This is a genomic window from Bacillus sp. JNUCC-22, from assembly GCF_018861275.1.
Classification (GTDB): Bacteria; Bacillota; Bacilli; order Bacillales; family Bacillaceae; genus Bacillus; species Bacillus velezensis.
Map to the genome: position 1 here is coordinate 1,778,743 of NZ_CP076408.1, position 15,326 is coordinate 1,794,068.

Annotated in this window: 12 protein-coding genes; 6 read left to right on the forward strand and 6 right to left on the reverse strand. The window is 48.1% G+C overall.

Annotation, left to right across the window (positions count from 1 at the left end; genetic code table 11):
- Window positions 1–7: 7 nt before the first annotated feature.
- Window positions 8–7,465, forward strand: coding sequence for a beta-ketoacyl synthase N-terminal-like domain-containing protein (locus JNUCC22_RS08680; RefSeq protein WP_216062273.1), 7,458 nt, complete (start codon window positions 8–10; stop codon window positions 7,463–7,465).
- Between the two features lie 137 nt (window positions 7,466–7,602).
- Here the strand turns inward: JNUCC22_RS08680 and JNUCC22_RS08685 are convergent, their stop codons facing one another.
- Window positions 7,603–8,814 carry a cytochrome P450 family protein gene (locus JNUCC22_RS08685; protein WP_007409852.1) on the reverse strand — a complete coding sequence of 404 codons (1,212 nt, stop codon included), beginning with the start codon at window positions 8,812–8,814 and terminating at the stop codon, window positions 7,603–7,605.
- Between the two features lie 288 nt (window positions 8,815–9,102).
- Between JNUCC22_RS08685 and JNUCC22_RS08690 the strand changes: the two genes are divergently transcribed.
- Together JNUCC22_RS08690 and JNUCC22_RS08695 are read left to right on the forward strand one after the other, a co-directional pair.
- A complete protein-coding gene (locus tag JNUCC22_RS08690) occupies window positions 9,103–9,537 on the forward strand; it encodes a NucA/NucB deoxyribonuclease domain-containing protein (RefSeq protein ID WP_007611576.1) in 435 nt (144 codons plus the stop codon).
- A gap of 59 nt (window positions 9,538–9,596) precedes the next feature.
- On the forward strand, window positions 9,597–10,352 hold the full coding sequence (locus JNUCC22_RS08695) for a YoaK family protein (protein ID WP_003154084.1): 756 nt from the start codon (window positions 9,597–9,599) through the stop codon (window positions 10,350–10,352).
- A gap of 33 nt (window positions 10,353–10,385) precedes the next feature.
- On the opposite strand, the gene JNUCC22_RS08700 is transcribed toward JNUCC22_RS08695, so the two are convergent.
- Together JNUCC22_RS08700 and JNUCC22_RS08705 are read right to left on the reverse strand one after the other, a co-directional pair.
- Window positions 10,386–10,748, reverse strand: coding sequence for a protein YmzB (locus JNUCC22_RS08700; RefSeq protein WP_007410383.1), 363 nt, complete (start codon window positions 10,746–10,748; stop codon window positions 10,386–10,388).
- Window positions 10,749–10,940: 192 nt separating this feature from the next.
- Window positions 10,941–12,269 (reverse strand): serine protease AprX, encoded by a 1,329-nt coding sequence (locus JNUCC22_RS08705; RefSeq protein ID WP_149061691.1) that lies wholly within the window; start codon window positions 12,267–12,269, stop codon window positions 10,941–10,943.
- 178 nt (window positions 12,270–12,447) lie between these two features.
- On the opposite strand from JNUCC22_RS08705, the gene JNUCC22_RS08710 reads away from it, so the two are divergent.
- From JNUCC22_RS08710 to JNUCC22_RS08720, 3 genes are all read left to right on the forward strand, one after another.
- Window positions 12,448–12,681, forward strand: coding sequence for a hypothetical protein (locus JNUCC22_RS08710; protein ID WP_149061692.1), 234 nt, complete (start codon window positions 12,448–12,450; stop codon window positions 12,679–12,681).
- 255 nt (window positions 12,682–12,936) lie between these two features.
- The gene (locus tag JNUCC22_RS08715) at window positions 12,937–13,644 is read left to right on the forward strand and encodes a poly-gamma-glutamate hydrolase family protein (RefSeq protein ID WP_007410381.1); all 708 of its coding nucleotides are present in this window, start codon (window positions 12,937–12,939) and stop codon (window positions 13,642–13,644) included.
- Window positions 13,645–13,703: 59 nt separating this feature from the next.
- A complete protein-coding gene (locus tag JNUCC22_RS08720; RefSeq protein WP_007410380.1) occupies window positions 13,704–14,156 on the forward strand; it encodes an OsmC family protein in 453 nt (150 codons plus the stop codon).
- 13 nt (window positions 14,157–14,169) lie between these two features.
- Here the strand turns inward: JNUCC22_RS08720 and JNUCC22_RS08725 are convergent, their stop codons facing one another.
- From JNUCC22_RS08725 to JNUCC22_RS08735, 3 genes are all read right to left on the reverse strand, one after another.
- Window positions 14,170–14,523: an SMR family multidrug efflux transporter EbrB gene (locus JNUCC22_RS08725; protein ID WP_007410379.1), complete on the reverse strand. Its 354-nt coding sequence runs from the start codon at window positions 14,521–14,523 to the stop codon at window positions 14,170–14,172.
- A 17-nt stretch (window positions 14,524–14,540) separates the two neighbouring features.
- Window positions 14,541–14,855 carry an SMR family multidrug efflux transporter EbrA gene (locus JNUCC22_RS08730; protein ID WP_007410378.1) on the reverse strand — a complete coding sequence of 105 codons (315 nt, stop codon included), beginning with the start codon at window positions 14,853–14,855 and terminating at the stop codon, window positions 14,541–14,543.
- A 138-nt stretch (window positions 14,856–14,993) separates the two neighbouring features.
- Window positions 14,994–15,299 carry a hypothetical protein gene (locus JNUCC22_RS08735; protein WP_015239898.1) on the reverse strand — a complete coding sequence of 102 codons (306 nt, stop codon included), beginning with the start codon at window positions 15,297–15,299 and terminating at the stop codon, window positions 14,994–14,996.
- Window positions 15,300–15,326: the final 27 nt, after the last annotated feature.

The following is a 15,326-nucleotide window of genomic DNA, read 5'->3' on the forward strand; positions in this document are numbered from 1 at the left end:
GACGGCTTTGCAAAACACTGAAGATCTTCTTTACAAACTATTGGCAGGCCAGCTGAAATCTGTCGGATTTTTTACGGAAAACGAAACGCAGCCTGTCATGCAGGGGTTTTACGGCAGGTGGCTGGAAGAAAGCATCTCCATCTTGGTGCAAAAAGGCTTTTTGAAACAGTCAGGCAGTACGTATGTGTTAACGGGTCCGATAGAGCGTGCGGACGTGCTGTGGCAAGAATGGGATGAAAAGAAAGCTCCTTTACTCAAGGACAGCAGCAAAGAGGCGATGATCACCTTAGTGGAGACCGCTCTCAGAGCTCTGCCGGATATTTTATCCGGCAGAGTTTCTGCCACTGATGTTCTGTTTCCCGATTCCTCAATGGAATTGGTGGAAGGAATCTATAAAAACAATGAAACGGCAGACTACTTTAATGAGGTGCTCGCTGACACATTGACGGCTTTCATTGAAGAACGCCTGAAAGAAGACCAGAACGCGGAAATCCGGATATTAGAGATCGGAGCGGGGACGGGCGGGACGAGCGCGGCCGTTTTCAAAAGATTAAAAGAGTACAAACATCATGTGAAAGAATATTGCTACACCGATCTGTCAAAGGCCTTTTTCATGCATGCTGAAAAAGAATACGGTCCCGAGAATCCGTATTTGACTTATAAGCGGTTTAATGTGGAAGAGCCCCCGGCTTTGCAGGGTATAGAGGCGGGCGCATATGACGCGGTAATTGCGGCAAATGTGCTTCATGCGACAAAAAATATTCGGCGGACGCTTCGCAATGCCAAAGCGGTGCTTAAGAAGAATGGGATTTTGTTATTAAATGAGATCAGCAGCCATTCGGTTTATTCTCACCTGACATTCGGCCTTTTGGAAGGCTGGTGGCTGTATGAAGACGCCAAACTGCGCATTCCCGGATGCCCGGGGCTGTATCCTGAAGCGTGGCAGTCTGCGCTGGAAAGCGAGGGATATCGATACGTTACATTTATGGCGGAATCGTCACATCACCTCGGCCAGCAGATCGTGGCGGCAGAAAGCGACGGCGTCATCAGGCAAAAGCAGCCGGACGCGCAGGCGGTTGAAGAAACTGCGGCTTCCAAAGAGCCGGCTGATTTCACAGAACCGTCTTTCTCAGTCACAGACCGGACTGTGCAATTCATAAAAGAAACGTTAGCCAAGTCCATAAAGCTTGCTCCCGAGCGCATTCAGCCGGAAACCAGCTTTGAAAAATACGGCATCGACTCCATTTTGCAGGTGAATTTTATCCGCGAACTGGAAACATTGACGGGCGAGCTGCCGAAAACAGTCTTATTTGAACACACGAATACGAAAGAACTTGCCGAGTATTTGCTGGAAAATTACCCGGATAAGCTGCAACAGGCATTCGGAGCCGAACAAGCGCCTACTGAAACAAAGCATCCGGAACCTGCAATGAATGAACCGGTGCCGCTTGTCACGGAAACGCGGCGATTTATCACTGAACAAAAAGAGCCAAAAGCGCCAAAGCCGGAAACAGAAACCGTCACCGTTAATCGTTCTGATCGTGACGACATTGCCATTATTGGCATCAGCGGCCGCTATCCCGAGTCTGAAACCCTCGATGAGCTGTGGGAGCATTTAAAAGCCGGAGACAGCTGTATTACGAAAGCTCCGGAAAACAGATGGAAGTCCGGTCTTCTGAAAACGATGGCAAAAGAAACACGAAAAGAAGAACACAAAACACGGTACGGCGGATTTCTGCAGCATATTGACGCTTTTGACCATCACTTGTTTGACATCCGGGAAGACCATGTGATGGAGATGACGCCTGAGCTCCGTCTAAGCCTTGAAACCGTATGGGAAACATTTGAAAACGGAGGCTACTCGTTAGAAAGAGTAAACGAATGGCAGGAATCAGACAGCGGCATCGGTGTATTTATGGGCAGTATGTACAATCAATATTTCTGGAATATCCCGTCATTGGAAAAAGCTGCGCTCAGCTCTAACGGAGGGGATTGGCATATCGCCAACCGCATTTCCCACTTTTTCAATTTAACAGGCCCGAGCATGGGCGTTACGACCGCATGCTCCAGCTCACTGAGCGCCATTCATCTCGCCTGTGAAAGCCTGAAGCTTAACAGCTGTTCCATGGCGATTGCCGGAGGGGTCAATCTCACGCTTGAACCGTCTAAATATGATGCGCTCGAACGGGCGAATTTGCTTGAACAGGGAAGTGAAAGCAAAAGCTTCGGAACCGGCACGGGCCTGATGCCGGGAGAAGGAGTCGGGGCGGTGCTCTTGAAGCCGCTCTCCAAAGCGCTTGCCGACAAAGACCATATTTACGGGGTCATTAAAAGCAGCGCGTTGTGCCATAGCGGCGGAAGGCAGATGTACACGGCTCCGGATCCGAAACAGCAGGCGAAGCTCATGGCGGCTTCCATCGACAAGGCCGGAATCAATCCGGAAACAATCAGTTATGTTGAATCAGCGGCAAACGGCTCTGTATTGGGAGATCCGATTGAGGTCATTGCCCTGACAAATGCGTTCGCGCAATATACTGATAAAAAACGTTTTTGCGCGCTTGGATCCGTCAAGTCAAATCTCGGTCATTTAGAGGCGGCTTCCGGCATGTCCCAGCTCGCGAAAGTGCTGCTGCAAATGGAGCGGGAAACATTAGTCCCGACGATTAACGCAAAACCGCAAAATCCGAATATCAACCTTGAACAAACGGCTTTTCACCTGCAGGAAAAAACCGAGTATTGGGAGCGTATGAGGGATGCCGAAACGGGGGACATCATCCCGCGGAGAAGCATGATTAATTCCTTCGGGGCAGGCGGGGCATATGCAAATCTCATCGTAGAAGAATATATCAGCCCGAATTCCGATCAGGCCCGTCACGGCGATGAGGAATATATTTTCCCTGTGTCAGCGAAAACAAAATGGAGTTTTGAAGCCTATCTTGACAGACTGGCGGCCTTTTTAGAAAAGACGCCATCTCTTCATCCGGCCGCCATCGCATCCGCGCTGCAAAAAAGAACGCATCATTCGGAGTATCGGGCGGCATTTACGGCTGCTTCCGTTCAGGAACTGCTGGAGAAGCTGGCCGCTTACCGCATGGATCAGCGGAATCTCAATTTCTCTGAATCTGATATTGGCCGGCGTGCGCGGCAATGGGAAAAAGGAGAGAATATCGCGTTTGATCAGTTGCAGCAAGAGCACGCCGTTCATCTGCCGGCCTACGCTTTTGACCACGGGACTTCTTTTCAATTCAGTGAATCAGAAAACGCTGCCGGCGTTCAGGCGGTATACAGTGATGACGATCCATACGTGAAAGGGCATCAATTCAGCGGAGAACCGGTACTCGTCGGCGCTACATATAACAGTCTGGCAGTCGATCATTTTTGTGATCTTTTTCCTGAAGCGGAAGGAGGACAAATTAAAAAACTGAATTACGTCAGCCCCATTACCGTAAAAAAAGGCGATCGCATCGAGCTGAAAACAGAATCGAAACAAAACGGGGATGGATTTGAACTGAGCATAATGCACCGCAGCCGCACGTCTCCTGATTGGAGCATAGCGGCGTATGCCGAGTGCAGCCCCTATCCGTTTCAAAAGCAGCACGCGGATCTGGCGGCCATTCAGCGCTCTTACCGGGAAGTGGGCCGGATAGATGAGTTATACGGAGACGGAACGGGACCCGTCGTGTGGGGAGAAGAATTTAAAACGATTACCCGCCTGTACAAAGGCTCTGATGCCGTTTTAGCGAAAGTGAACCTGAACAATAGCGACTCACAACAAGCGCATCATTATGCCGTAAATCCGTTCATCGCCAACAGTGCTTACTTGGCCTCACTTTCTTTATTGGATCAAACGGAGGCGGAAAGCTATCTGCCGTTCGGCATTAATTCCGTCACCTTCAGCAGCCCTGAAGATCTTATCGATTGCTGGCTGCACATCAAGCTGACCAAACAAACGGGGGAAATGATTCTGATTAACGCAGATGTCATCAGCAGCCGATCGGAAGTGGTGATGCGTTTTGAAGGCTATGCCCTGAAACGGTTCCGCCCGAAAACCGAACAGATGAATCAGCCGGCCCGAACGGCTGTTAAGAATGCGGGAGCACCGATTTCTGCCGGCAGTCTGACAGATGATATCCGCAGCTACGTCCTTGGCAAGCTCGCCAAGATGATGGATGAACCCGGGCCATCTCTTCGTTCTGACGCGAATATCATGGAATTGGGACTTGATTCAGCAAGCCTGATCGGGCTGACAAAAGAGATCGGACAAGAGGCGGACATCGATGTGAATCCAACATTGTTTTTCGAGTATCCGACCGCGGAGGAGCTGACCCGCCACTTCGCGTCAGCATATGAGAGCAAGTTTTCTCAATTGCTTGCCGATCATAAGCATTCAGAAGAGGCCAGGGTCACGGAAACAGAAGAGCGCACTTTACCGAGGAAACAGCATACGCCTTGTGATAACGCCGATGTCAAGCAAGGAATCGCGATTATCGGTATGTCAGCTCAGTTTCCGCAATCCCCGTATATCCAGTCTTTTTGGGAGCACATCGTAAACGGGGATCACTGTATTACCGAAATTCCGGCGGACCGCTGGGACTGGCGCCGTTACGCCGGTGATGAGAATGACACGAGTCTCAGATGGGGCGGTTTTATTGACGGTGTCGGCGAATTTGACCCGCTCTTTTTCGGAATTTCCCCTAAAGAGGCATCACAAATGGGGCCGGAACAGTTTCTGCTTTTGATGCATACATGGAAAGCAATGGAGGATGCGGGCCTGACAAATAAGGCGTTATCAAGCAGACCGACAGGCGTTTTCGTTGCCGCGGGCAACAGCGATCCGAACAATGGAACAGCCATCCCGTCCATCATTCCGAACAGAATATCATATGCCTTGAATTTACAAGGACCGAGTGAATATTACGAGGCTGCCTGCACGTCAACCCTGGTGGCATTGCACAGGGCGGTTCAATCAATCCGTCATAACGAATGTGAGCAGGCTGTCGTGGGCGCCGCCAATATTCTGCAGTCGCCGAAGGGCTTTATCGGTTTTGACTCAATGGGATATTTAAGCAAAAACGGCCGGGCGAAATCGTTCCAAAAAGATGCCGATGGCTTTGTCAGAAGCGAAGGGGCGGGCGTGATCATCATCAAACCGCTTGAGGCGGCAATTGAAGACGGCGATCATATTCACATGGTCATTAAAGGAACAGGAGTGTCTCACGGCGGTAAAGGCATGTCGCTTCACGCACCGAATCCGGCGGGAATGAAGGCCGCGATGAAAAAAGCGTACGAAGACACCGATGTTGATCCGCAAACTGTCACTTATATTGAAGCGCACGGCATTGCCTCCGAAATGGCAGATGCGCTGGAGTTTAATGCAATCAAAGCGGGTTACGGCGAGTCTGCAAATCAAGAGGAAAGCGCGCCTTGTTATATCAGTACCGTGAAACCTTGCATCGGGCACGGCGAACTCGCTTCCGGACTGGCCGCCCTTATAAAAGTGGCGATGGCCATGAAGCATCATACCATCCCGGGTATTCCCGGATTTACAGCTGCAAATGAGCAAATGGCCATTCAGAAAAGCCGCTTCCGTTTCACCGAAGACAATCAGGAATGGACACAGCTCACCGACCATACGGGCAGACCGATCCCGCGCCGGGCCGCAATTAACAGCTATGGCTTCGGCGGCATGAATGCGCATGTCGTCTTGGAACAGTACAGCCCGAGCCATAAAGACAAAGAATCTGTGCATGAACCGCAGCTTATCGTGCTTTCTGCTAAGAGCGAAGGGCGTCTTAAGGCGGTCGCAAGTCAGCTGGCTGATTTTGTGCAAACTGGAGATACTCTGTCATTGCGGGATATTGCTTATACGCTTCAGACCGGCCGTGAGGCGATGAACTGCCGCCTGGCACTCGTTGCCCGCAATCAAGATGAATTGCTGGAAAAACTGAAAGAGTACAGAGCATTTTCCGAAGAAAGCAATGGAATGAAAAGCTTCTTTACAGGCAGTCAGCAGACTGGATCAGGAGATATCGGCGTTTTACTGGAAGGGACTCTCGGTACAGTCGTCACGGAGACGCTGTTGGCTGAAAACAATCTCGAAAAACTTGCATTTTGCTGGGTGAAAGGTGCGGATATACCGTGGGACAGACTCCACCAAGGCAAATCTGTTCAAAGAGTGCCGCTTCCGACATATCCTTTTGAAAACCATAAGTATTGGAACGGCGGTCAGCCAGAAGCCATCAGCCTTGCACCGGTTTCACAGAATCCTCAGATCCGCTGCGAGAGCGCGGCTGACATTGTGGCAGACATTTTGGGGATGAAGGCAGCGGAAATTGATCAAAATAAGCCGCTGACTGAATACGGCTTCGATTCAATCTCCTCTATTCAGCTGTTGAAGAAACTTGAGGACGGAGACAGCCGCATCAGTCTGGAGGCTCTTCAGAAATGCAGCACTCTTCAGGAGATCTGCATGCTGTTAAAAACGAACCAACCGCAGGAGACGGGCCGGAATTTTCCCGAACTCGTCAAGCTGAATGAAAGAGAAAAAGGCCGTCCTGTTTTTTGGTTTCACGGCGGAACGGGAGGCGTGGAAGCATACCAGCCATTCGCCAAAAAGAGTCAGCGACCTTTTTACGGCATCCAGGCAAGAGGTTTGACAGGGAAAGAGCCGCTGCAAGGAATCGAAGAGACGGCCGCTTCTTATATGAGAATCATCCAAGCGGTACAGCCGAAAGGCCCTTATGACCTCGGCGGATATTCCTTGGGCGGCATGCTTGCATATGAAACCGCGCGCCTCTTGCAGGAGGAAGGTCATACGGTAAAAAGCGCCGTCATGATCGACACCCCGTACAGTGAAAAATGGAAAGAAAGAAAACCATCTGTTAAGTCAGTCATGCTGCAAACGATCAATACGATGCTTACAGCATATCTTAAGCCTGAAAACCTTGAAGAGGCATTAATCAGCAGAGAAGACATTACCGTCCAGGCTGAGGAAGAAGAAGTATTGAAAGAATTGATCGGCCTTGCCAAAAAGCGCGGTCTGCCAAAATCCGAAGAAGCGATCCGGATGCAGCTGGAGCAAATGATGAAGACGCAGCTCGCTTACGGAATGGAAGAGTATGACATGAAGCCGCTGCCTCATCCGGAAGCGCTGCAATGCTACTACTTCCGTAATAAAAGCGGTTTGTTCCTCGGACATCTTGAACGTTATCTGACAGCAGAGGAAGAACAAATTCCGTTAGACCATGATGCGTATTGGAAAGAATGGGAACGCCAGATGAAACAGTTTCACCTGTTGGACGTTCACTCTTCCAATCATGTCACAATGCTGTCGGAACCAAAGCCGCAAAACGCCATTAAAGCATTCTGCGAAAAACTGTACGCAAACAAAGGAACGATAAGCGCAAATTTCCTTAAATCTTTCAGAAAAAAGCTGGACGAAACAAATGAGTTGGTAAAACGGTAATAGAGAACGGCCGGAGCAATCCGGCCGCTTTTTTTATCCATATAGAACTAAATTTACTATGTACTAAATTTTCATTGTCGTATTGATTTCTGTTTATAAGACATTAAAAAAACCCCCGATAAACAGGGGGGGAGATGTTAAAATCTGACAGGAAATGTTTCAAGCCCTCTCAAAAACACATTTTTTCTCCATGTTACATCCTCGGGCGCGCCTTTCAGCTCTATATTCGGAAACCGTTTTAAAAGCGCAGTAAAGGCAATGGATGCTTCCATCCGGGCGAGCGGAGCCCCGAGACAAAAATGAATGCCGAATCCAAAAGAGATATGACGGTTCGGTGTTCTCGCTATATTTAATGTATCAGGATCATCGAAATATTCCGGGTCCCGATTGGCTGAACCGATGCCGATAAATATCATATCGCCTTTTTTAATGGAAACATCTTTATAGGTGAAATCTTCAATCGCCCATCGATTTGCCATCATGATGACGGGAGAGGTATAACGCAAAAGCTCTTCGACCGCCGTCTGGATATTTTCCGGCTGCCGCTTTATCTTCTCCATCTGGTCTTTGTGCAGAAGAAGCGCCAGGGTGCCGGAGCCGAGAAGGTTAACCGTTGTTTCAAGCCCGGCAACGACTAACAAAAACAGCATGGAATACAGCTCTGATTCACTCAGCTTTTGGCCGTCCTCTTCAGCGTAAATAAGCTTGCTTGTCAGGTCTTCACCCGGATGTTTTCTTTTTTCTTCGATCAGTGTTTTCATATATTGTTTAAATTCTTTGAGAGCCTGGTTGGTCGCATCTTGTCCGCTTTCTGACGTGTCGACCATTGCGTTTGTCCACACTTGAAATTTGGCGCGGTCCTCTTTCGGAATCCCGAGCAGTTCGGAAATGACGATAAACGGAAGCGGTGCGGCGAAATCTCTCATGATATCAGGGTCTGCTTTTGTTTCCATTTCATCCAGCAGCTCTTCTGTGATCTGCTCTATCCCGGTGCGAAGCTGCTCAATCATCCGGGGAGTGAACCCCTGATGCACCAAAGATCGAAGTCGTGAATGATCCGGAGGGTCTTTTGCCAGCATATGCTCTGAGACAAAATCGATATCTTCACTGACATTCAGCTTCGCGATCAGCTCCTTCGGCATGACTCGTTTTACATCTCTCGTAATTCTGCCGTCTTTCAAAAACGCCATACAATCATCATAACGCGTGATGAGCCAAGCCGGAAAGGTGCCTCCGAAACGCTGCAGTTCGAATTTATGTATGGGGTCCTGCTCTCTGAATCTGCTTAAAACCGCAAAAGGGTTTTCGTGAAACTCGGGTGAGTGTGGGTGAAACATTGTTTTTTCCATCTGGATTTCCCCGCCTTCATGTTTTTGAAAAGACATAACAAACAGCCGGTGCCTGCCGACCGGACGGCATTCCTCCTTTTATCTGCCGAAGACACTGATCACAACGGCTCATAAGTATGTCTAAAATATATAAGGAAACAGAAGCCGGTTCAATAGACAAATCGTAAAGCCGCCATTTTCGTTGATTATCAACAAAACAGCAAACTTTTTTTGCCATTTCATCATGTGTGTTAAATCCGGCTAATATACATATTTACGCTTCATATCAACTTCTTAAGGAGGATGTGAATGAATGCGTTTATGAAATGGGCGGCAAGTCTGCTTTTGGTGATCTCTCTTCAGTTCGGCCTTACGGGCGCCGGCATCCATTCGGACAGTGCTGCTCGTGCCGCATCCCGATACGATCAGGTGCTGTATTTCCCGCTGTCAAAATATCCGGAGACGGGAAATCATATAAAAGACGCCATTTCGGCAGGTCATTCTGAGATTTGTACAATTGATCGGGGCGGAGCGGAGAATAGAAGGAAAGAATCATTGAAAGGAATTCCGACAAAGCCCGGGTTTGACCGTGATGAATGGCCCATGGCAGTCTGCACAGAAGGCGGGGCGGGGGCTGATATCAGATATGTAACCCCGTCGGATAACCGCGGAGCCGGTTCATGGGTTGGAAATCAAATGAGCGGATATTCCGACGGCACGAGAGTATTATTTATCGTTCAGTAGCTTCTCCGGTTCGCCGGAGTTTTTTTATGCTCTGAAAAAGCGGCACGCCGGCTGGACATATGAAATGGCAAAGAGTAAACTTATATGTTGGAATCAGCATGAGAAAGGATTGGATCACATTGACAGTGACTACATACCGAAATATTGCACTTTTACTTCTTTGTTTAACAGCGGGAATTGTGGATGTGATCGGTTATTTAAGCCTGGGACATATCTTTACCGCCAATATGACGGGGAACATCGTTCTGTTCGGCCTGGCGATCGGCAACTCGTGGCACCTTGCCGTACTCAAATCGTTAACCTCGTTAATCGGATTTATTGCCGGCGTTATTGCCGCGGCCCTGCTTGTGGGCAATAAAAAGAAATCATTCTGGCCCCCTGCGGTAACTGCCGCTTTAGCTATTGAAGGAGCTGTTTTGCTGCTGTTTGCTTTGTTCTCCTGCTTTTTTGCAGATGCCATTTCTGTTTATGTGCTGATTATGCTGCTCAGCTTCGCAATGGGAATGCAGACGACAGCCGCGAGAAAACTTGGTGTAGCGGGGATTTCCACGACCGTATTAACGGGAACGCTCGCTAATTTTTTTGAAGATCTCACTGCAAGGTTTTACAAAGCGGACAAGCGGAAGCAGTTTACGAGAGATGCTGTATTGCGCGCGCTTGCCTTGGTGCTGTATTGCTTTGGAGCGGTCATCGGCGCTTTTGCCGAACCGGATTATAAGTTTGCCGTGATCTGGCTTCCGATTATCATTATTTTAGGCATTATGCTTTGCGCATTCACGATGTTCCACGGATATTCAGAAGAAAAAAACCAATAAAAAAACGCCGCTGATTCAGGGCGTTTTTTCTTTTTATTGCTCTTTCCGGGTCCCGATTGTATAAACGGCCCGATCTGTATGTACCTTTAATCCGTCTTGCTCCTTTTGGATGGTGATGTCGCCGAGCAGAGGGATTTCATACGCATCTTGGGGAAGCGGGACATTTCCTTCCTCCGTATAGGTTGTGCCGTGCCCTTTTAAGACGAGTTCTTCGTCCGCTACATAGTCATCGGGATGGTTTGTCCGGCGGACGAGAACATCATCAAGGTGAAGCATGATCTGATCCATATCAGAAATCTCGTTTCGGCTGTCTGTCAGCTCTCCTTTCCTGATATCAAGCGTTTGTCCGATCTGTTTTTGCAGCCATTCAGACAATTCGGTGTTTGTAAGTGCCATTGTGATTCCTCCTTTTATCTACACCATACTTATTCCCTATTTTTTTAGAAATACACTGCCTTGCATTGATCTTTTTTTCTGACAGCCGGTTCTGGAGCATTCCGAGTTCCTTCATTATAAATGTTTCATCTGTTCACCTAAAAAACGGGGTCATCTGCAGGTTTAGACGACCCCGTTCTCATGATAAAAAGGTTACTCTTTCGGCACGGCGTTTTCAGCGTTTACTGCGCCCGCTCCGTAAATGTTCGGATCTTCATTTGTCCACTTATCCGGACTTTGTTTGATCAGTGTTTTCACTTCGTCAGGCGAAAGCTGCGGGTTCTGCTGAAGGATTAAGGCGGCAATGCCCGCACAGATCGGAGTGGCCATGGACGTGCCCGACAGACTGAAATACAAGGAGCCTACACGGTTTGATTTCTGTAATTTGTCAAGGTATGAACGCGGAGAACGGAGAGATACGATATCGACCCCGGGCGCAAGAATGTCAGGCTTCTCTTTTCCGTACACCGTCGGGCCGCGGCTTGAGAAAGAAGCGACCGTATCGTCCTCATTGCCGGCCGTATCATTGTCATCATAGGCGCCTACCGTGATGACCTTCTCGCTGACACCGGGGCTTGAAATCGTTTGAGCTTCCGGACCGGAGTTGCCCGCGGCGACGCAGACGACGATTCCTTCATTCCATGCCTCTTCAACGGCCTTGACGAGCGGGTCGTCCGTTTCTTTATCATATCTGAGCGCATCTCCGCCCAGTGACATGCTGATGATTCTGATCGGATTCTTTGTGTGTTCTTTATTATATTGTATGCACCATTCCACACCTTCAATGATATCAGCCAAGGTTCCTGATCCTGATTTGTTTAATACCTTGACTCCGATCAGATCGGCTTCCGGCGCCGGCCCCTGATATTTACCGGAAGATGAAGCGCCGCTGCTTGCGATATCACCGGCGCAATGGGTGCCGTGTCCGTTGTCATCATACGGTTCTGTCTTTTGGTTGACAAAGTCCGCAAATCCGATAACTCTGCCTTCTAAATCGGGATGCTGATAGATTCCGGTATCAATAACGGCGACGGTTACGCCTTTTCCTGTTAATACGGTGCCGTTACGGGTCACTTCTTTTGCATGAGACGATTCAGCTGCCGTATCAAGGAACGCTTTTACTTCACGGTTTAAATAGATTTTACGGATATCCCGGCATTGCGAAAGAAGCATGTGAAGGGCGGACGGAGTGACTTCGGCGCTGCAGCAATTGATTGTTTGAAACTGCTTTTTTATGGTGCAGCGTTTTTCTTTTGATAAGACCTGTCCTGTGCTGTGAAAACCGGATTCATGGCAGCCCTCTTCAAATTCAATGATGACTGACATTTTCTTTCTGTTTTTCACCTTTTTTTCGAAAAACTTGTGCAAAAAGCAAGGTGTCCATTTGAAAGGTTTATATAACTGTAATACGTTTTCTCTGAGCGGCCAGTCCAGCTTATGAGCATTTGACCGCACCATTTGTACCATTGAGTAACCAAACATATATACTTTTCCTCCCATTCTGGCGATTCTCTCTATACCATATGAACAGGCCGTATGTTCGGTCAGTTTGTTTGTCCTTCAGGAGCGCTGGTTACTTGCGGCTTTTTCAGGAGAAGAAATCGAGTTGAAACGGAACATTTGTTCGTTTATAGTGAAGCCGGCGGAAGGAGGTATATATATGAACATAATATTGAGACATTCCTTGGAAAAACAGCTTCCGATTGATATTATATATATGAAAAAAGACGGCTCCATTTCAAAACGGACCATTATGATAAAAAAAGGGGATGAGCGGGCTGTAACGGCATTTTGCTGTACAAAAAGGCAGATGAGAACCATTTTGACGGGCTCCATTCTGTCCTGTGCATTTGCTTCGGGAGGCGGATATTCATTTTTAAAAGCGTATTCCTGATGCCGTCCGTTTCCGGCCGTGAATCTCCCGCCCCTGAAAATTCGGGCGTTCCTCCCTTTTTTTTTGCCCTCTCTCAACCTTTTTTCACTGATGCCCGGCATTTGAGCGCTTGAACCGTGACAATCCATTGATTTTTCGAAACCGGGAAGTTTTTCACTGATGATAATGTTAATAGAATGTTAAGATAAGACCTATTGACAAAAATCCATATAATGAACATGTCATTTTTCAGAAAGGAGCAAAGAAGGAGAGCTGATGAAAAGAATTTTACTTAATGTCATCATTATCGTAGCAATGGTCTTACTAATAAGATGTGCTCATTATGCGTCAGACCCTGATCCCTCGAATTCTTCTGATACATACACAGATTTTAAAGATTTGGCTGAACATGAAGACCCCGATGATTATCATATATCGTACAATAAGCGAAAGGGGAGCCCCGTATTGATCATGTCGCCGCACGGAGGGAGAATTGAGGGCGGGGTGAGCGAGATCGTCCGCTCTTTCAGAGATGATTATTCAACCTATCTGTTTGAGGGATTAAAAACGCATGATAACCAGACTCTTCATATTACGAGCACCAGGTTCGATGAGCCTTCAGCAGTCGAAAGCATTAAGCAGCACCATTATGTTATCGCAGTTCACGGTTATAAAGGCGACGAGAAAAATACTCTTGTCGGAGGAAGCGACCGGAAGCGGGCGAAAAAATTGGTGAGAGCTCTCGAACGAAACGGATTTTCTGCAGAATTGGCAACCTCAAAAACCGGTCTGGCCGGGGTTGACACCGAAAATATCAATAACCAGGCGCAAACCGGGCTGAGCATACAGCTTGAGATCAGCAGAGAACAGCGGGAAGCGTTTTTTGATAATTTTGATTACCGCGAAAGGGAATTCACAAAAACGGAGGAATTTTACCGGTTTGTCCGTACGATAAAAAGAGTGATCAATCAAGAGTATTCGTAAGCTTAAAAAAAGACAAACGAGTGAAAGATGAGTAAACTGAAAAAAAGGAGGTTTGTCCCTTGGCAAAACATCACTTTTATTTAAAAGCAAATTGGCCCGGAAATCGCAATGACGTCGGCGATATTAAAAGCGGCCGGCTGGAAACGGCTGTGTCCATTCCTAAGGAAATGGACGGACCCGGAGAAGGCACAAATCCTGATGAAATGCTGCTTGGAGCGGCCGCGACCTGTTATATTATAACGCTTGCGGCGATGATGGAAAGAAGCGGCTTGGATAAAGAAGATCTACATATGGAATCTGAAGGAATTGTAGACGTCACAAACGGTGTGTTCACGTACCAGAAAATCATTCACCGCCCGTTTATATTATTAAAGCCGGATGCAGCCGAAACGGACTTTATGCTCGCCAGGAAGTTAGCGCAAAAAGCAGAGTCCTCATGTATGATTTCACGAGCGGTCCAAGGAAACGTGGAGATGGAGCTTGAGGTTGAAGTAAAAGCTGCCCGCGCTTGACGAGTTCAAACGGTCAGCTCCGGGCCGTTTGATTTTTTTTAGCTTTTTGAGACTTGGAACGGTTCAGCAGGATGACGCCCGTGATGACCAAAACAAGCCCGATCATCATTTTGACTGTCATGGCCTCCTTAAAAACAAAAAAGCCGACAATTGCCGTTAAAGCGGTGCCGACACCTGACCATGTCGCGTATGCGGCGGATAAATCAAGGCTTTTCAAAGAGAAGCTCAAAAACATAAAAGAGGCTCCGATTCCGGCGATGACGCCGAGAGCGGGCCACAGGTGCGTAAAACCGTCCGACAGCTTCAGCATCGTGCTCCCGAACACTTCTGATACAATGGCTAATGCCAAGCAAAGTAATCCTTTCATCAGCATGCCTCTCCTTTCTACCAATTCATCAAAATGACACCGGCCAATAAGAAAAAGAGTCCGATGACGGCCTGCTTGTCCAGTTTTTCATGAAACCATTTCGCTCCGATAATGGATGCGAGCACCGTTCCGGCTCCGCTCCATGTTGCATAGGATAAGCTAAGCGGAATGAGATTCAGTGTCAGTGAAAGCATATAAAAGGCCAATGAATAGCCTGCCACTACAAGCGCGCTCGGCAAAAACCGCGTAAATCCGCGGGAGACCTTCAGCATGGCCGCGCCGATTGACTCTGATAAAATAGCAATTGTGAGGAAGATATAACCCAGAATCATATCAAATCCCCCTCTCATCATAATCCTTATGCCTTTTGTTTAAGGCAGTAAAATAAAATAATATCCGAACTTTGCCCGCCAAGTCAAGACATTAGGCCTATACAAAAAGGCCCCTGAAAGGAGCCCTTTTTGATTGTCTTAGTAGTAATACGGATAGTAAGGGTAGCCGTAACCTCCGTACAAATACGGATTGAACAAAGCGCTTCCGACAAGCCCCCCGACAAGCCCTCCGACAAACGGTCCGCCGTAAAAACCAAACGGCCGTCCGAACCCGCCAAACCAAGGGCGGCCAAACCAAGGCCGGCCAAAACCAAAACCCGGCCGTCCGAAGCCGAATCCGAATCCGGGACGCCCGAACCCGAATCCCGGCCGTCCGAACCCAAATCCGGGCCGTCCAAACTGTCTCATATCACTATCTGCTTCGTATGTGTATTCTTCATTCATAATTTAGGTACCTCCAAGAATAAATTT